The following is a 16,941-nucleotide window of genomic DNA, read 5'->3' as shown; positions in this document are numbered from 1 at the left end:
GAGTTAAATGCTCATTTTGCTTCAAAAATGCATGTTAACTTCAGGACTATCGTATAATCAAATTTTTCATATTCTGAGGGTTTTAATCTCTCAGGATCTTCAGGGAACATGTATAAAAGAAAGCAATGACTATTGACAACATTATAAGAAAATTATATATACTTTTAACTTAATCACTCTCTAATAATATACTTTGAGAGAGACCCTTATGTCTGACACACGAAATTTTGTTCTGAGAGATGCAGATGGCAACGAGCACGGAGTATTCACTGGTAAACAGCCCCGGCAGGCTGCTTTAAAAGCTGCAAACCGCGGAAAAGGAACCAAATCCAAACCAGATATTATCCGGCTCAGAGAACGCGGGACAAAGAAAGTTCATGTCTTTAAGGCATGGAAGCAACTTGTCGCAGCCCCAAAAAACAAGCCTGAATGGATGCCAGATAAAATCAGTAAACCCTTTGTCAAGAAAGAGAAAATAGAAACAATCGAGTAAAATATAGTTCAACCCTGTAAATCAGGATTCTTTTCTTTTTTCGAAATCCCTGAGGCAGTTCTTCTCTCAGGAACATTTCAACCTTTTTTTCAGGATTGTAATTGCTTCTTCAATACTTTCTCCTCTGCATATAACATCCGCTTCCGGGCAGATTGAAATATAGGTGTTCTCTTCCTTCCTGCAGCTGTCTTTCAGGCGCAGGAGTTTTATACTTGTAAATATATCACTCTCAAAGTTTATATTAATAGACGCTCGAAATTTATTTTAGCAGGCTTGCGGGATTTATGGCAGCAGAGTCTCTGGTATCCTCTTTTATATCTTCGCCTGACCTCTCGGTAATTGTCCTCTTTTGTGTCCTCTTACTTACTGCTCTCAGGCAGGTAGGGTCTTTGAGGCTGCAGATCTGGCAGGTTATGACCCTTGGAGCTCTGTCTGTGCTGCTGCTTGGGGAAATTTCCCCTGAGGAAGCTCTCAAGGCAATAAACATGGACGTGCTCCTTTTTCTTTTCGGGGCTTTTTGCGTCGGTGAAGCACTTAACAGGAGTGGGTATCTTGCCTGTCTTGGAAGCCGGATAGTTTCAAGGGCAAAAAATACGGACCAGCTTGTTTTGCTTGTAATTTTTTCTACAGGGCTTCTCTCAGCAGTCCTTATGAATGACACACTTGCTATTATGGGCACTCCGCTGGTTCTGCGCTTTTCCCGAAAATACGGGGTATCTCCCAAACTCATGCTTTTTGCCCTGGCTTTTGGAATAACCACAGGCAGCGTCATGAGCCCTATAGGGAACCCTCAGAACCTCCTGATCGCAATTGATGGAAACCTTGACTCCCCATTTGTGGCATTTTTAAGCTCCCTGGCTCTGCCAACTATTATAAATCTTGTACTTGCTTATGCCGTTCTCAGGCTCTTTTTCAATCGGGAATTCGGAAAGCCTGCCCTGATCCACTCTGAAGAGGTTATTTCTGATCCGGAACTTGCAGAAATCTCAAAGAAGGCTCTTTTTCTTCTGCTGACCCTTATCACGTGCAAGATCCTTCTTGTGGAGTTTTTGCCTGCATGGGATTTCAGTTTGAGCTGGATCGCCCTGCTCTCGGCTTCTCCCATATTGCTGAGTAAAAGGAGAACTGAAGTTGTAAAGAACATTGACTGGACAACTCTGGTATTCTTTGTTTCTATGTTCGTGCTGATGGAAAGTGTCTGGCTTTCCGGGACCTGCCAGGAACTCATCGGCAGGATGTCTCCGCAGTTAGGCTCGGTTTCTACTATCCTGGCTCTCAGCATAGGACTCAGTCAGCTTATTTCTAATGTTCCCTTTGTTGCGCTCTACCTGCCTGCGATGGGAAGTGGAGTTTCTAAGGCTCAGTTGATGGCTCTTGCTGCGGGTAGTACAATTGCGGGGAATCTTTTGATTCTTGGAGCTGCAAGCAACGTTATTATCCTCCAAAATGCTGAAAAAGAAGGCGAAACATTCTCTTTTATAGAATTCGCTCGAATAGGCTTTTTAATTTCGTTTTTAGATGCTATAATTTACTTTATATTCCTCTAAAACTTAAAAGCAAGGATTTTTCCCTAATCCAGGTTAGGAGATCCATTTTTACTTGAAATGCCGTTTTAATCCTTATTGATCCTTTTGCAGATTTTTCTGATCAGCCCTCAAGTATATAAATACATCCTAACCCTCTGATAAACTTGATATACTGAGAGCACATACATTTTTTTCGGGAAGATATCAAATCATGACCCAGAATACTACCGATTCAAATACCAGGCGCAAACGCGCTAAAGGTACCGTACAGACGAAAACCTTCGGACCTGTTGAGGACCTTGAAACTCATGTCAGGTCCGACTGGTGGCAGACTCTTTTTAATTCTCTCTATCTCAAGACTGATGCCGATCTTCTGGATGATATGGAAGTTACAAAGAAGGAGACAGATCTCATTATCTCTATACTTGGACTTGATCCTGAAGATTCTGTTCTTGACCTTTGCTGCGGACAGGGCAGACATGTCCTGGAATTAGCAAGGAGAGGATTTTCAAATGTTGAAGGCTATGACAGATCCCAGTACCTCATCCGAAAAGCAAGAACAAGAGCTCAGAAGGAAAACCTGCAGGTCAGGTTCAGGGAAGGGGATGCAAGAAAACTGCCTTATCCATCTGACACTTTCTCTGTAGTTACCATTCTCGGAAACAGTTTCGGATACTTTGATTCTACTCTTCAGGACCGAAAAGTGCTTGAAGAAGTTTTTAGAGTACTGAAACCGGGGGGGAGGGTCTATATTGACGCCTCAGATGGGGATTATCTAAAAAAGAATTTCCAGCCAAGATCATGGGAATGGCTGGACAGGAAATATTTTGTATGCAGGGAAAGAGCCCTTTCATCCGATAGTGAACGTCTGATCTGCAGGGAGGTCATATGCCGTATTGACAGAGGAATAATTGCAGACCAGTTTTACGCTGAAAGGCTGTACAACAGAGAAAGTCTTTTTGACCTGCTTACAGCATCAGGCTTTAGCAGCCCTACTTTCCACACAACTTTCAGTCCTGTATCAAGTGGTACTCAGGATGCAGGAATGATGGAACAGAGGATCCTGCTTTCAGCTACGGTTGAGAAAGCCTGGCTGTCTACATCTTATCCTAACGCTGAGGGTAAAAAACCACTTAACGTTGCAGTTGTTCTTGGAGATCCGAGAAAAGAAGATCAGGTCAAACCTGCCTGTGTATTTGACGATGATGATTTCGAGACTGTTAACAGGATGAAGAAGGCTCTTGCCGAAATTCCTTATATGAAATTCACTTTCCTTGACAGGCACGAAACACTCTTCGATGACCTTAAAAAGAAGGCAGGAAAAATCGATCTTGTACTCAATCTCTGTGATGAAGGTTTTTACAACGATCCTACAAAAGAGTTACATATTCCTGCAATGCTCGAACAGCTTAACATCCCTTACACAGGGGCAGGTCCCCAGTGCCTTGCCTATTGCTATGATAAATCTCTTGTGAGGGGAGTAGCTCGTGAAATGGGGATTCCTGTAGCAAAGGGAATTCTCATTACAGAAGATTTCGATATTTCGAAGCTTACTCTCTCTTTCCCTTTGATCTTAAAACCCAATTCAGGGGATTCAAGTTTCGGGATCACACAGAAAAGCATAGTTCATAGCAAGGAAGAATTGTTAGCGATTATGAAAGAAACGTGGGGAAAAATAGGATCTGATAAGCCATTCCTGCTGGAGGAATTCCTCCCTGGTAAAGATATCAGCGTCGGCATAATCGGAAACCCACCTGCCTGTACTGTGCTTCCTATCACAGAAGAAGATTACTCTGAAGTTCCCGAGGAACTTCCCAGAATCTGCGGGTATGAGGCTAAATGGCTCCCTGATTCTCCATACTGGAAGATTAAATCCGTACCTGCGGGGCTCCCTGAAAAGACAGAGAAAGAAGTTGTGAGAAGCTGCCTTTCTCTCTTTACAAGGCTGGGATGCCGCGACTATGCTCGCTTTGACTGGAGACTTGACGCCGAAGGCAGGCCGAGATTGCTTGAAGTAAACCCTAATCCGGGATGGTGCTGGGACGGGCACCTTGCCAAGATGGCAGCTTATTCAAACATCTCTTATTCCGGTATGCTTGCAGCAATTATTGGAGCTGCAAAGAGAAGGTATAGTATCGGAATAGGCGGGAAAGTTGTACATCAAAGAAAAGTCCCTGAACAATCCACAAGGAAAAGTCCGGCTGAATGTGCTGCGGAATTCGAGGAGGAAGTTGAGGCTAAAAGCTCCATGGAATCCGAGAATGAACGGAAGAGAAACGTTTTCTCCAGAAACTCTGAAACAATACAGGCTCTCTGAGAGTATATATTCAAAATGATCGGTTAAGAAAAAGGTTTGATTTGAAAATAAGCTGGATTAATGAATGGGTTTGGAAAATTGTTAAATCTAAATAAAGTCTGATCCGTAAATGGTCAGGCATTTACTTGTATTCAGAAAAAACTTGAATAAAATAATGGATGCGAAAGACTGATTTTTTTCCTTTCGCTTTCCTTTTTCTTTTATTTTTCAGTAATTTTACTTCTGGATGATTATCGTAAGGATATCTTCATCTTCCATAACATGTTCGAGTCCCACCCTCTGCCCAGGGTGTTTTGCAGACGAGCCCCAGATCTGGGCATAGCGGAACTTCCTGCGGAAATCACGGTGCAGGCGGTCGCAAATCTGACCCACATTTGTTCCGCTCATGACTATAAGAGGTTCTTCCATGTCTGCGGGCTGTCCCTGAGGTTTCAGGTAGACCCGGATAAAGCCCAGGCGGTCATAAATGGCATCTTTGAGAGTTTCTATGTTAATGCCTTCATGAGCTGAGATAAAAATCGCGTCTGGATACATTTTCCGGCATTCTTCTATCAGCTGAGGATAAGCAAGGTCCACTTTGTTGACTGCTATCAAAGAGCGTACATAACTCCGGTTGCCCAGAACTACATCGATAAGCTGGTCTACAGTGATGTTTTCCCTTATAAGGACATGGGCATTGTGGATTTTGTATTCGTCCAGCACGGCTTTGATGGTATCGTCATCCAGGTCGAGGTCGATGGTTGAGTTGATCTCAATTCCACCCCTGTCTTTCCTTTTAATGCTGACGTCAGGAGGTACTTCATCCACGCGGATCCCTGCCTGGTAAAGTTCATCCATAAGCACTTCATAATGTTTTGGCTGGAAAACGTCAAGCAAAAAGATGACCATATCGGAGTTACGGATGACCGATATAACTTCCTTCCCGCGCCCGCGCCCTGAAGATGCGCCTTTTACAAGTCCGGGCACATCAAGGAACTGTATTGTTGCACCTTTGTGTTCAAGTACCCCGGGTACAACTGTAAGCGTGGTAAACTCGTATGCTCCTACTTCTGATTTCGCACCCGTGACTTTGTTCAGAAGCGTGGATTTCCCTACGGACGGGAAGCCAACTAGAGTTACGGTACCGTCTCCCGATTTCTTGACCGAGTAACCTTCTCCTCCACCCTTTGAAGAAGCTTTCTTCTCAATTTCATCCCTCATGCGGGCGATCTTGGCTTTCAGCCTGCCTATGTGGTGAGAAGTTGCCTTATTGTACTGGGTCTTTCGGATTTCTTCTTCTACTTCCTGTATTTGCTCCTGTATACTGCTCATCTGGAACCTGCCGATTTCGGGACTGAAGAAATGATCTTTAGTGGTTTTGTATTTCGTGAAAAAGAAACCGCATCCAAACGGTCTCTACAAACCTTTTTTGATCCAAAACAGATCCTTTATATGGATATTTTATCCTGAATAGTTGGATGAAATATATATACCTATGGAATACTTTTATTGCCCTGAATGGTTTCATTGATAAAATTATTCATTAATAATTTGCTGCTATGAATGATTTTCATTAATTGATCCAGGAATTCTAAAGTAAATTCTATATTAATATCACTGAATAAGTATAATAATATTTAAACCTTATTGACTGGTAGTTATCGAGGATTATAGGCAACAGGCGCCTTTATCCAATATAAATAATCTCTCCTGTTCTCTCATATACATGAAGTCCTGCAGGAAGCTTTGAGGCAAATTCTGCAGAGCCAAGTGTTTGAAGGAACTTATTGACTTCAGGGGTGTCGAGAACTTCTTTTCTAATCAGGAAGTCATATTCTTCTTCGGCAATTTTTATGAATTTCAGGCCTCTATTCTTTTCCGCACAGCTCTTTAACCCCACTCCTGCATCAGCTTTCCCTGAAAGAACGGCTTCGCAGACTGCAACTTCGGATTTCGCTCCGGAAGAGTATCCCGCTATCGAGCCTATAAACTCTTTTTTATTTATTCCCTTCTCTGCTGTCAGTTCCTCTATTTTCATCTCAAGGAGCGCCCTTGTCCCTGAACCCCTGTTCCTGTTTATTAAACGCTTACCCGGCAGCTCTTCAAGTCCTGTAATCAGGCTTTCCTGCCTGACGAGCAGCCCTGCTTCCCTCCTGTACCCCTTTACAAGTACGGCACCTGAAAGCCCCATACTCTCAATTGTCGGGATATTGTACAGAGTCCCTGCCTGCCCTTTTGTTTTTGAGGGCATATTCACGCCTGCAATGTCAGCCGTCTTTGCAGCAATTGCACTGAAACCTCCGCTTGAACCTGTGTAAAGTGTCCTGAACCGAAGCCCGCTAAGGTCTTCCAGAACGTCAAGCCCGGGACAGAATCCGCCTGCAATCAAAAGGTCCGGTTTTTCAACCTCTCCGAAAAGCGTCACTTCCACCGGCGTCCCTTCTTCTATAAACTCTGTTTTCGACGGGATTTCTATAAAACCATCTGCCAGGGAAAGGGAGGTTATGGCGCCAGAACCCCTGTCTGCAGGGTAAATTCTTCCCCTTATCATTCCTACTGGAAGAAGCTGCTGTCTGCCCTCTGAACGCAGGTATGTACCCATAATTCCTTTTTCCTTTTTTCTGGCTCCTGCCTCTGCTCCAAGAGATTTCCTGAGCAGAGGAGCCACAAATTCATTGAAGATCATCAAAGCAGACGTGGGATTACCCGGAAGCCCTATAATCGGGACGCCTTTTATGATGCCGATAACTACAGGTTTTCCGGGTTTTATATTGACCCCGTGGGCAAGGGTCTTTCCCATTTCGTCTATTAACCTGTACATCACATCTCCTGCTCCGGAGGATGTACTCCCTGAAGTCAGGATCAGGGCGCACTCAGAAACTGCAGTTTCGAGTGCTTTTCTCATAACACTCTCATCATCCTTCACAATCCCGTAATGGATAGGGAGAGCTCCGCATTCCTTAATTCCTGCATACAATGTATAGGAGTTTGCATCATACACCTTCCCTTGAATCAGATTTTCTCCAGGAATGACAAGCTCATCTCCGGTAGAAATAATCCCTACCGGTAGCCTGAGTACAGGAACTTCTTTTTTGCCTATTGAAGCCAGAACTCCGATTTCTCTTGTACCAATCTTCCTCCCCCTGCGCAGTACCCTTTCCCCCTTCTGAATATCGGAGCCTGCTTTCATGATGTTTTCCCCCATGCTTACAGGTATGAATACGGATACTGTTCCGTTTTCTTCAGACGTATACTCGACCATTACCACAGCATCAGCCCCTTCGGGAATTGGGGCTCCTGTCGCAATTTCCACGGCTTCCCCTGCCGAAACCTTGAATTTTGCATCCGACCCCGCCGGAATATTTCCAAGGAGTTTAAGCTTTACAGGCTCGTTTTCACTGCCGGTATAGGTATCTTCTGCCCTGACAGCATAACCGTCCATAGTTGCTCTTGAGAAGGGAGGGACATTAATTTCGGTGATTATATCTTCTGAAAGGGTTTTTCCATAGGAGTTTTCAAGGTCAATATTTTCCTTTACCGGAAAAACCTCAAGGCTGTTCAGTATTTTTCGCGCAGCTTCTACAGATATAAGTTCCCGAAATTCTTTACGTTTCATCAGCATCAAACCCTTAGTCTTATCGGTTTCCAGATTATTTTTTCCTTTAATAGCGTTTCCCGGTATATATCAATCCGTTCTTATACCCGTAAATATTCTCATAGCCTGAATGTACTGAAATCCGCTGGAAAAATATGCGGTTTCTATTTAAAAGGCTGGCTCAGAATTTCGAAAATATCTGCCTTAATTAAAAAAGTCTCAACTAAAAAGAGTATCAGTTAAAAGAGCTGACCAGAAAAGATTCTGATTGGAAAAAAGGTTTCTGGCGGGAAAGTCCCGCATTTTTTGTTTTTATCTTCCGGGTCAGGCTCTTTTATTGAGCCAGTTTTTTATTTATAAATGGGGGTTCCCGTGCTCTTAGTTATTTTGTCAAAGGCTTCGACCATTTTCATTGTCAGGGGTCCGGGTTTGCCTGTACCTATGATTCTTCCATCGAGTCTGGTAACAGGGGCAGACTCGGCTGCAGTTCCGGTAACAAAGATTTCGTCTGCGGTGTAGAGGTCAAAGAGGCCGAGGTTTGCTTCGATAACCTTGTATCCCATCTCTTCAAGGAGTTCGATGGCTGTAGCCCTTGTGATTCCTTTCAGGTTGCTGATCGTGTGGGGTGTAAAGACCTTATCATTTTTGACGATAAAGATATTGTCTCCAGAACCTTCGCACACAAAGCCGTTCTGGTCAAGGAAGATAGCTTCATCTCCTCCTTTCTCATTGGCTTCGATCTTTGCCAGGATGTTATTCAGGTAGTTCAGGGACTTGATGTTGGGGGACAGGGCATCAGGTGCATTTCTGCGGACACAGACACTGACTCCTGTGAGCCCGATCTCGTAAAGATTGCCGTACATAGCTCCCCAGCCCTGGGCGATAACAACAACGCTTGGTTTTTCACATTTGCGGGGGTCAAGCCCGAGGTCTCCTACTCCTCTTGAGACGATAGGGCGGATGTAAGCATCTTTGAGGTTATTTTTCCTGAGGGTCTCAAGGATTATCTCGGTCATCTCCTCTCTTGTAACGGGGATGTCCATTGCAATTGCTTTTGCTGAGTCATAAAGCCTGTCAACGTGCTCCTTTAACTTGAAAACACGCCCATTATATGCCCTTATGCCTTCGAACACACCGTCTCCATAGAGGAAGCCGTGATCATAGACCGAAACTTTGGCTTCGGACTTCGGGACAAATTTCCCGTCCAAATAAATCAGTAAATCACTCATTTGCAAATCATCCTTTTCGGTTTTTATTGCCCATAGAGGCTAAAACTGGAACTTTCGATCCAGTGCAATCTTTCATCTACAGGCCAAAGCCCAATTAATTTTTCATTCTTAGCAGTATGTAAGCTCTGTGCAAAGGTCTTAAAAGAACTCAGAGCTTTGAGAGAGTCGCCATACTGGAAGTCTTAAAGAAACGCTCCAAGTGAAGTGGGTATATCCTGAATATATATTACAATTCCGCTTCCACATAAATATTTTAAGATTTAATATGACCCCAATTTACATGTTCATACAAAAGGCTTTTATCTTAGAAGGCGCATTTCGTATTCCGCAGTAGAATTAACAACCAGGGCTCGTGGCTTAGCCAGGATATAGCGCTGGGCTTCTAACCCAGACGTCGGGGGTTCAAATCCCTTCGAGCCCGCTTAATTTCCTTTCTGATTGTTTTTTCTGATTCTTCCTTCAATTGTTTTCCTGTTTTTTCGCTTTGATGCTCGATTTCTCTCAGAATCTTTTTTGACACCTCATTTGAAGTCGTATTTGAAGTACCCAGTGTATAACGTTCGTTCCTCTGGGAGGGGGTCCGAGTAGAAAACCGCCCGGAGAAATTAATTTTATATAAAGAAAAATCGGGAAAACGAATTTTATAAATATTACAGCATTGAGAATCTGCAAAAACGACTTATGGAGGGGGCGGGGAGAAATTCCCGGAAAATGCCTCCGAAAAATCTCACTTCCGGTGCTTAAGCAGCAGCCAGGCTCCTCCAAGGATAAGGATTACTGGCAGGAATAGTTCATCGAGCCACCAGAAATTCCTGAATATGCTCAACGTGTCGAGCAGGAGGTAGACGCCCACAATGAGTAAAATTGCACCAAGAAGCCGGTTGCGGTCAGATTTCTTTAAACTTTCTCCTGTCATCTCCGGGCTTTCCCATGTGCTCTGCGGACTTCTGCCCCGGGCATTCGGCGGCATCGAGATATCCTCTTCTGAGGGCATAATTATGGCCAGAACAATGTAAATGATCAGTCCGATTCCATTTGCCAGGGTAAGAAACACAAAGGCAAGCCTTACTAGAGTAGGGTCTATCTCTAAATATTCTCCCAGCCCACCGCAGACCCCAAAGATCATGCGGTTGGTCCTGCTCTTCGTCAGGCGCCTCTCCATGGTGTAGGTAGTCTTTTTTTCTTCTCCTTCCTTTTCTCCGGTCTCTTCTTCTGGTTTCTCTCCCGTTACCTCTCTGTTTTTTTCTTCAGTTTCTCCCTCAGATTCTGCTCCTGAGTCTCCTCTGGAGGCAGTTTCATGTTCCATGAGAGCTTCAGAAACGCTTTTCTCTGTTTCCTTTTTTTCGTGGATGTCTGGACTTTCCTGCATATTGATTATTCCCTTTCTGCAGATTTATTTTCTCTGGATACTCTTCTGTACTTTCTCATTATTTTTGTACATTCTCACCTCTCTTCAGTGGCATTCAGTGCAGCCGCACTTCTGATCTCCGCGGACAATTCCGTACAGCATCAGAGGAAGCAGGAGGATCGCAAAACCTGCTTTAATGCTTTCGGGAAGCAGTTCTTCTGCGCTTCCAAGAGTTGCAGTCGCGCTTATTCCCAGCTTAAAGTAAATCCAGTCGAGAAGAATTCCTGCCCCAAGTGCGCACAGGGAAATTACCCCCACGTAAAGAGCTGCGGAACGCTTTCCAAGAAACCTGGCGACCATTGTTATGGTTGCCGCATTGGTTGCTGGACCTGCAAGAAGGAAAACAAAAGCTGTCCCCGGACTCATTCCTTTGGCCACAAGGCTTGAGGCAAGGGGGGTAGAAGCAGTAGCGCAGATGTAAAGCGGAATTCCTACTAAGAGCATGACCAGCATTGACCTGAGCCCTCCTCCAAGGTACTCCTGGATAAGGGTTTCGGGAACAGCATAGGAAATTATCCCTGCAAGCAAAATCCCTATCAGCATCCATTTTGAAATCTCTCCCGGAAGTTCTATGAAGGTATATTTCATGCCTTCCAGAAACTTTTCTTTTACGGACTTTTTAACCCTTTTTTCAGGGAATGGTTTGTTTTTTTCCTCGCCGCAGTGCCCGCAGCCGCATGAAGAGGTTTTATTTTCAGGCACATACATTGCAGGCGAAAGTTTGAGAGGCCGGGTCTCTCCTGCAGGTTCAGACCTTAACTCCAGAGTTCTGGTTTTTGAGGGCAACGTATTCAGGGCAGGACATTCCTCTTTTCCTGGTACTGTTATTCCATCTGTACTGCAGTTGCATGAAGGAGAACTGCATTTATTTCCGGCTACTGATGCCCCCATAATGGTTGAAACTGCAAGGATTTCCGCTTTCTTTCCGGTTTTCTCCTGCTTTTGGCGTCCTCTTTTTTCTGTCTCTTCCCCTATCAGCAGGTTATCCGCAAGCCCTGCAAGAATTGCGGTTGCAATGGTTGCAAGCGGACGAAAAATAGTCATCAGGGGGTCAAGGAGCGCATAGGTAATTGCAATAGAATCCACTCCGGTCTCGGGAGTTGAAATCATGAAGGACAGGGTTGCACCCCGGGTTGCCCCTCTTTTTCTTATAGACATAGCGGCGGGGACAACTCCGCATGAGCAAAGGGGAAGGGGAAGCCCTGCCAGAGAGGCATTTATTACAGAACGGATTTTTCCTGCTGACGTGCCAAGATATTCCACAATTTTCTGGTCAGGTACAAGAACGTTGAGGATGCCGGCAACTGCAAATCCGAAAAGCAGGTAAGGGGCAGCTTCTACAAAAACTTCCCATGAAGAGAGGAGGACGCCCGAAACAAGGTCAGGGATAGAGCTGAGAATTTCAGTACTCACGCTTTTTCCTCCACATGTTCAAGGCACATTTCAATGAGTGTGCGTACATGTTCATCTGCGATATAGTAAACTGTAAATTTTCCTTCCCGTCTGACCCTTACAAGGTCAAGCTGCCTGAGGGTCCTGAGCCCGTGAGAGACTGCGGACTGCGTGACTTCAAGTGCCTTTTCAAGTTCACAGACGCACATCTCTTTCTGCCTGAGTAAAAAAAGGATTTTCAGGCGGGTATCCGATTGAAGCGCCTGAAAGACTGCAGACATCCGGGTAATATGCCCGGAATCAGGGACTTTATGCAGCAGGGCTTCGATCTTCTCAGGGTTAACACGATCGCACTTTTCTTGCATGAATATATGAACAGCTGTTCATATATTAATCTCTTTCTAAGAACTTCTCAGATCCGGGATTGTAATATGAGATGTATAAAATAGAAGAAAAAGAGTAAAAGAATACTTTAAAAAACGATTATTCTGGCATCTTTGAAGAAATAAGGTTTAAAAATGCCTTTTCAGGCAAATTGAGGACCTTTTCAGATATATTTTAGAATCTCAGCATAAGGGCTGCAAATAATCCCAGAAATAAAAGGGATAGCCAGTCTCTTTTCTGCATAAAAAGCTCATGCATCGAGGTTCTGCGAGTTCCCTGGTATCCTCTGCTCTCCATTGCGAGGGAAAGCTCTTCAGCATCCCTGACCATGCCTCTTATCAGGGGAATTGCAAGCGCAGGAACCGAATGGAAAGGATTCTTCCCGAAATACATGCCCCTTGAAGCCTGGGCAGCTTTTGTCCTCTCAACCCTGTCAAAGAGAAGGGGAAGAAAGGCTATTGAGAGGTTCATCATTGTTGCAAGCTCATAGGAGTTAACACCTATCCAGCGGAGGGGCAGAGGGCGCAGCATTCTCTCTATTCCACAGGTGATTGCGGAAGGGTCAGTGCTGGCTGTCATAAGGGCGGCGAAAAGCAGGAGAAGTACAAACCGTGCAGAAAGCCTGATTCCGTTTAGAAGTCCTTCAAGGGTAGGGTGCAGTATCCAGAAAGAAGCCAGAGCCTGCCCTTCGGTGAAGAATAACTGAGCAAGGAAAATGAATATAATGAACAGAACCATGGGTCTTACTGCCCGAAAAAACACCTTTGCTGGCAGCCCGGAGAATGAAGTAAGGGCAATAAAAAAAGTGAAGAGCACCCCTATCCCGAAGAAACTTTCAGTCCTGAAAGTCAGAATTCCCAGCAGCATCACAGATGCAAGTTTTGTCCTTGGGTCAAGCTTATGCAGAAAGGACTTCCCGGGCACGTAACTGAAAACAGGCTCTTGCATGCTCCTTCCTCACTCTCCTGTTGTTATATCTTTCAGGTTATTTTTCGGTTATTTTTCAGGATGTTTTTCAGCCTTTTCTTTTTCCATCATTGATTTTACCCTCAATATCTCTTCAAGGGCTTCCTCAACAGTAAATACCCCGGGATTTACCGGAACTCCTCTGGACCTGAGTTCTCTCATCATTGAAGCTACCGGGGGAAGAGGAACATTTTCAGTTTCCATATATTCTTTTCTGCTTCCCTGAAAACTTATCCTGCCTTCCTTAATGAGTACTATCTTTTCGAGCAGCGGGAAAAACCCTTTGAGGTTATGAGTCACGGTTATAACTGTTGTTCCCTTTTCCTTTATTTTTTTAAGAGTATCCAGAATTTCTTTTTTTCCGGAAGGGTCAAGCCCTGTTATAGGTTCGTCCAGCACGAGGTAGTCCGGCCTGAGGGCAAGGGCGCTTGCAAGGGCAACTCTCTGCATCTCTCCTCCGCTCAGGCTGAGAGGGTCTCTGGACAGCATTGTGCGGTCAAGAGAAACGGCTTCAAGGGCTTCGAAGACCCTTTCCTCAGTTTCTTTCTTTGAATATCCAAAATTCAGCGGTCCGAATGCTATTTCCTCATATACGGTCCTGCAAAAGAGCTGGTCTGCAGGCTGCTGAAATACCATTCCTACCCTGCTTTTAACCTTCTTTGAGGACGGGTCAAGCCCATTAACAGTTATTTTTCCTGAATCCGGGCGCAAAATGCCGTTAAACAGCTTTATGAGGGTGGATTTTCCTGCACCTTTTTCTCCCAGAATCCCCACAAATTCCCCTTTTTCTATGCGCAGGTTAACATTTTTTAAGGCTGCAATCTCAAGAGGAGTATTCCTGGAATAGAAAACACTCACGTTTTCAAGAATAATCGGCATATTTCCTCCGCAAAGCTGGAAGGGGAAGAAGTTTTTTCCCAGGGGATTTCTATTCCATGGGGTTTCAGGTTCTCGGCAAGTTCTATAAGGGAAGGTGGGGTAAGCCCGAGATCACGAAGATAGGGGTCTGAGAGTACTTTTTCGGGTTCTCCTTCAAGAACTATTCTTCCCCTGTCCATTACGATAATTCGGTCTGCGGAATGAAGTTCTTCAAGATTATGCGTGGTATATACTATGGTTTTTCCTTTTTCATGCAGCTTTTTTACGCGCTTAAGGACCTCTTCTCCGGAAGCAGGATCAAGCATGGAGGTTACTTCATCAAAAACAAGACATTCAGGCTCCATGGTAAGGACTCCTGCAAGAGCCACATACTGTCCCTGCCCGCCGCTCAGGTTCTTTGGAGAATGGTACCTGTATTTTTCAAGTTTTGTTTCAGCAAGGGCTCTCTCCACACGTTTCCGTATTTCTGCGGGAGGAAGGCAAAGGTTTTCAGGCCCGAAAGCAAGGTCTTCCTCTACGGTTCTGCCAATAAACTGAGTCTCAGGATTCTGGAATACAATGCCAACGATTTTCCTGATCTCCCGGAGTTTTGAATAATCTCCGGTATCCATGCCCTTTACCATGACCTTTCCTTTCCTGGGTCTCAGGAGCCCGTTAAGGTGGAGAGAAAGAGTGGATTTCCCACTTCCGTTTCTGCCTATTATCCCCAGGTACTCCCCTTTTTTTATTGCCAGATATACATTTCTGAGTGCAGGGGTTCCATCAGGGTAATTGTAACTTACGTTTTCGAGCCTTATCATGCGGAATCGGATCTACTTCTTATTTATTAATTAATGAAAACCTGTGACTCATTTTTTGCGATATATTAAGTCGCAGGTTTCAGAGCTTATAGTTTGAAGCAATATAAGCTGCAACTGCGGTTTTTATTATTTCTCCCGGAATGAAGGGGATAACTCCCAGGGTAAGGGCTGCTCCAGGTCCTATTTCGGCTACAAGCATTAACTGAGTAACTCCCAGGGTATATATGACCAGAATTCCTGCGCTCATATTAAGGGCATTGACCGCAATTCCAGATTTCTCAGCACGTTCTGCTCTTTCAGCGAGCTTGCCTATGAGGAAGGCAGCTGCGATAAATCCAAAAATATATCCTCCTGTGGGTCCGAAGAGTACTCCTAACCCAGAACTGCCTCCTGAAAAGACCGGAAGCCCTGCAACACCCAGGAGAGTATATACAATCATGCTGAGGCTTCCCCATTTACTCTTTAACATGCTCCCTGCAAGAAGGACAAAGAAAACCTGCAGTGTGACAGGAACTGGCGAAAGGGGTATTGGCACCTGTATGTAAGCTCCTGCGGCAGTCAGTGCCGCAAAAAGAGATGCAAAGACCATTTTTCTGAGTTCGGAACTATGGACAGAGTAAGAATTGTCATGTTTTATATGCATGTTTTTTCCTTTCATGTTGATTTATTTCTTTACCCGGCTTTCTGTCAGCTTTTCCCTGTTATTATATTTGTTTAATTCATGCCTGCAAAGCATCGGGTAAATATTTTTTAAGATATATGAATTGAACTGAGCAGTAATTCTGGACACATTCGGAGTAATGAATGAAGTGTATTGTTAACTCCATTTTTCGTTAACCTTTTTGGGAGAAACAACTCTCTGTAATCCAAAACATATTGTTAACCTGGTTGAGTTACATGGTTTACATTAGATTTATATTTTTCCCGCGGTTCTTCTCATTGCGGCAGTGGAGACTTTCTCTGCTCCCGAGCGATAATTAAATATATATCTTATGCCGGTATTATGGATACTTCACCTGAGATGCAGTTTTACTCTACTGTTTCATTCTGTGTTCAGGGCATTCATTATGGGCGCGTGGCCTAGCCCGGATATGGCGGCAGCCTCCTAAGCTGTAAATCGGGGGTTCAAATCCCTTCGCGCCCGCTAAATTCAATCTTTTTTATATGTCTGTTTTAATTGTTTCTTCTCGTTTTTGCAGGCATGTCCTGTTAGTTATGGATAAATTTCTTATTCAGAAATACAATTATCTCCTATCTTCAGTACAGTAAATGTTTATGGTGTAGCATAACTTATATTAAAAAAACTAATTGCCGTGTCAGAGGAAACAGGAATTGATCAGAAAAGCCAGGATAAATGACGTTGTTCAAATGAAACAGATCATCAACACCTACTCTAAGGACGAGCTTATGCTTGCTCGTTCCCTGAGTGAGATGTACGAGAATATAAGGGACTATTACATATGTGAGATCGACGGTGAGGTTGTGGGATGCTGTGCTTTGCATGTGGTCTGGGAAGATCTCGCAGAAATCCTTGCTCTTGCAGTCAGACCCGATTGTGCAAGAAAAGGTGTGGGTACAAAGCTTGTCTCAGCCTGTCTTGAGGATGCGAAAAGCCTCGGTATGAAAGAAGTCTTTGCTCTTACCTACGTGCCTGAGTTTTTTGAGACCCTTGGCTTCAATATAGTGGATAAAAACAGTCTTCCCAGGAAAATCTGGTCTGGATGCATCAGGTGTCCCAAATTTCCGGATTGTAATGAGATTGCAGTTCTTAAATCCATTAAAGACTGAAAGATTCCAGGAGCATCTAGAGATTTTCTGGCTTCAAGCCTGCTGAATCTCTTTGTTTTTATCTTCTCCCTCGTGAATTCAGGTGATAAATCTGGATCTTTTCTATGTTTTCGTCCAGAGTTTATCTCTACAGGCAAAAAACATAAACTATTTATCCAGTGATCATGCTTTTTAGGTTGTCCTAA

General features: G+C 44.2%; 14 protein-coding genes and 2 tRNA genes. 6 read left to right on the top strand and 10 right to left on the bottom strand.

Features of this window, described 5'->3' with window-relative positions:
• Positions 1-208 precede the first annotated feature (208 nt).
• From PLL47_RS01040 to PLL47_RS01030, 3 genes are all read left to right on the top strand, one after another.
• Positions 209-493: a non-histone chromosomal MC1 family protein gene (locus tag PLL47_RS01040; protein ID WP_324443819.1), complete on the top strand. Its 285-nt coding sequence runs from the start codon at positions 209-211 to the stop codon at positions 491-493.
• Positions 494-777: 284 nt separating this feature from the next.
• A complete protein-coding gene (locus tag PLL47_RS01035) occupies positions 778-2,040 on the top strand; it encodes an anion transporter (RefSeq protein ID WP_324443817.1) in 1,263 nt (420 codons plus the stop codon).
• Between the two features lie 190 nt (positions 2,041-2,230).
• A complete protein-coding gene (locus PLL47_RS01030; RefSeq protein ID WP_324443815.1) occupies positions 2,231-4,336 on the top strand; it encodes a methyltransferase domain-containing protein in 2,106 nt (701 codons plus the stop codon).
• 216 nt (positions 4,337-4,552) lie between these two features.
• Here PLL47_RS01030 and PLL47_RS01025 read toward each other — a convergent pair whose 3' ends face one another.
• From PLL47_RS01025 to ilvE, 3 genes are all read right to left on the bottom strand, one after another.
• Entirely contained in the window at positions 4,553-5,647 is a 1,095-nt protein-coding gene (locus tag PLL47_RS01025; protein ID WP_324443813.1) for an OBG GTPase family GTP-binding protein, read from the bottom strand.
• Between the two features lie 355 nt (positions 5,648-6,002).
• Positions 6,003-7,931, bottom strand: a complete 1,929-nt coding sequence (locus tag PLL47_RS01020; protein ID WP_324443811.1) for a molybdopterin biosynthesis protein — start codon at positions 7,929-7,931, stop codon at positions 6,003-6,005.
• 329 nt (positions 7,932-8,260) lie between these two features.
• The gene (gene ilvE, locus PLL47_RS01015; RefSeq protein ID WP_324443809.1) at positions 8,261-9,139 is read right to left on the bottom strand and encodes a branched-chain-amino-acid transaminase; all 879 of its coding nucleotides are present in this window, start codon (positions 9,137-9,139) and stop codon (positions 8,261-8,263) included.
• A 346-nt stretch (positions 9,140-9,485) separates the two neighbouring features.
• Between ilvE and PLL47_RS01010 the strand changes: the two genes are divergently transcribed.
• Positions 9,486-9,560: transfer RNA gene (locus PLL47_RS01010), tRNA-Arg, on the top strand.
• Positions 9,561-9,866: 306 nt separating this feature from the next.
• Here the strand turns inward: PLL47_RS01010 and PLL47_RS01005 are convergent.
• The 7 genes from PLL47_RS01005 to PLL47_RS00975 all read right to left on the bottom strand — a co-directional run bounded on the left by PLL47_RS01005 (position 9,867) and on the right by PLL47_RS00975 (position 15,611).
• Positions 9,867-10,508, bottom strand: coding sequence for a PspC domain-containing protein (locus tag PLL47_RS01005; RefSeq protein WP_324443807.1), 642 nt, complete (start codon positions 10,506-10,508; stop codon positions 9,867-9,869).
• A gap of 84 nt (positions 10,509-10,592) precedes the next feature.
• Entirely contained in the window at positions 10,593-11,960 is a 1,368-nt protein-coding gene (locus PLL47_RS01000) for an SO_0444 family Cu/Zn efflux transporter (protein WP_324443805.1), read from the bottom strand.
• Positions 11,957-12,304 (bottom strand): ArsR/SmtB family transcription factor, encoded by a 348-nt coding sequence (locus PLL47_RS00995; protein WP_324443803.1) that lies wholly within the window; start codon positions 12,302-12,304, stop codon positions 11,957-11,959. The genes PLL47_RS01000 and PLL47_RS00995 overlap by 4 nt, the downstream gene beginning before the upstream one ends.
• A 193-nt stretch (positions 12,305-12,497) precedes the next feature.
• A complete protein-coding gene (locus tag PLL47_RS00990; protein ID WP_324443801.1) occupies positions 12,498-13,271 on the bottom strand; it encodes an energy-coupling factor transporter transmembrane component T family protein in 774 nt (257 codons plus the stop codon).
• 48 nt (positions 13,272-13,319) lie between these two features.
• Positions 13,320-14,168 carry an energy-coupling factor transporter ATPase gene (locus tag PLL47_RS00985; protein ID WP_324443799.1) on the bottom strand — a complete coding sequence of 283 codons (849 nt, stop codon included), beginning with the start codon at positions 14,166-14,168 and terminating at the stop codon, positions 13,320-13,322.
• Positions 14,144-14,968, bottom strand: coding sequence for an energy-coupling factor transporter ATPase (locus tag PLL47_RS00980; RefSeq protein WP_324443797.1), 825 nt, complete (start codon positions 14,966-14,968; stop codon positions 14,144-14,146). The genes PLL47_RS00985 and PLL47_RS00980 overlap by 25 nt, the downstream gene beginning before the upstream one ends.
• Before the next feature lie 79 nt (positions 14,969-15,047).
• The gene (locus tag PLL47_RS00975) at positions 15,048-15,611 is read right to left on the bottom strand and encodes a biotin transporter BioY (RefSeq protein WP_324443998.1); all 564 of its coding nucleotides are present in this window, start codon (positions 15,609-15,611) and stop codon (positions 15,048-15,050) included.
• 426 nt (positions 15,612-16,037) lie between these two features.
• Between PLL47_RS00975 and PLL47_RS00970 the strand changes: the two genes are divergently transcribed.
• Both PLL47_RS00970 and PLL47_RS00965 read left to right on the top strand, forming a co-directional pair.
• A tRNA-Arg gene (locus tag PLL47_RS00970) sits at positions 16,038-16,112 on the top strand.
• Positions 16,113-16,300: 188 nt separating this feature from the next.
• Positions 16,301-16,756 carry an N-acetyltransferase gene (locus tag PLL47_RS00965; protein ID WP_324443795.1) on the top strand — a complete coding sequence of 152 codons (456 nt, stop codon included), beginning with the start codon at positions 16,301-16,303 and terminating at the stop codon, positions 16,754-16,756.
• Positions 16,757-16,941 lie beyond the last annotated feature (185 nt).

Origin of the sequence: Methanosarcina sp. (genome assembly GCF_035390745.1) — an archaeon.
GTDB lineage: Archaea > Halobacteriota > Methanosarcinia > Methanosarcinales > Methanosarcinaceae > Methanosarcina.
Note: the sequence above shows the minus strand (reverse complement) of the source record. Positions and strands in the feature narration are given on the sequence as shown.

What these genes read in the sequence shown, in the direction of transcription:
- PLL47_RS00990 (WP_324443801.1), bottom strand. Translation starts at nt 13,271, where the DNA reads ATGCAAGAGCCTGTTTTCAGTTACGTGCCCGGGAAGTCCTTTCTGCAT.
- PLL47_RS00985 (WP_324443799.1), bottom strand. Translation starts at nt 14,168, where the DNA reads ATGCCGATTATTCTTGAAAACGTGAGTGTTTTCTATTCCAGGAATACT.
- PLL47_RS00980 (WP_324443797.1), bottom strand. Translation starts at nt 14,968, where the DNA reads ATGATAAGGCTCGAAAACGTAAGTTACAATTACCCTGATGGAACCCCT.
- PLL47_RS01030 (WP_324443815.1), top strand. Translation starts at nt 2,231, where the DNA reads ATGACCCAGAATACTACCGATTCAAATACCAGGCGCAAACGCGCTAAA.
- ilvE (WP_324443809.1), bottom strand. Translation starts at nt 9,139, where the DNA reads ATGAGTGATTTACTGATTTATTTGGACGGGAAATTTGTCCCGAAGTCC.
- PLL47_RS01040 (WP_324443819.1), top strand. Translation starts at nt 209, where the DNA reads ATGTCTGACACACGAAATTTTGTTCTGAGAGATGCAGATGGCAACGAG.
- PLL47_RS00995 (WP_324443803.1), bottom strand. Translation starts at nt 12,304, where the DNA reads ATGCAAGAAAAGTGCGATCGTGTTAACCCTGAGAAGATCGAAGCCCTG.
- PLL47_RS00975 (WP_324443998.1), bottom strand. Translation starts at nt 15,611, where the DNA reads ATGCATATAAAACATGACAATTCTTACTCTGTCCATAGTTCCGAACTC.
- PLL47_RS01025 (WP_324443813.1), bottom strand. Translation starts at nt 5,647, where the DNA reads ATGAGCAGTATACAGGAGCAAATACAGGAAGTAGAAGAAGAAATCCGA.
- PLL47_RS01005 (WP_324443807.1), bottom strand. Translation starts at nt 10,508, where the DNA reads ATGCAGGAAAGTCCAGACATCCACGAAAAAAAGGAAACAGAGAAAAGC.
- PLL47_RS01020 (WP_324443811.1), bottom strand. Translation starts at nt 7,931, where the DNA reads ATGAAACGTAAAGAATTTCGGGAACTTATATCTGTAGAAGCTGCGCGA.
- PLL47_RS01035 (WP_324443817.1), top strand. Translation starts at nt 778, where the DNA reads ATGGCAGCAGAGTCTCTGGTATCCTCTTTTATATCTTCGCCTGACCTC.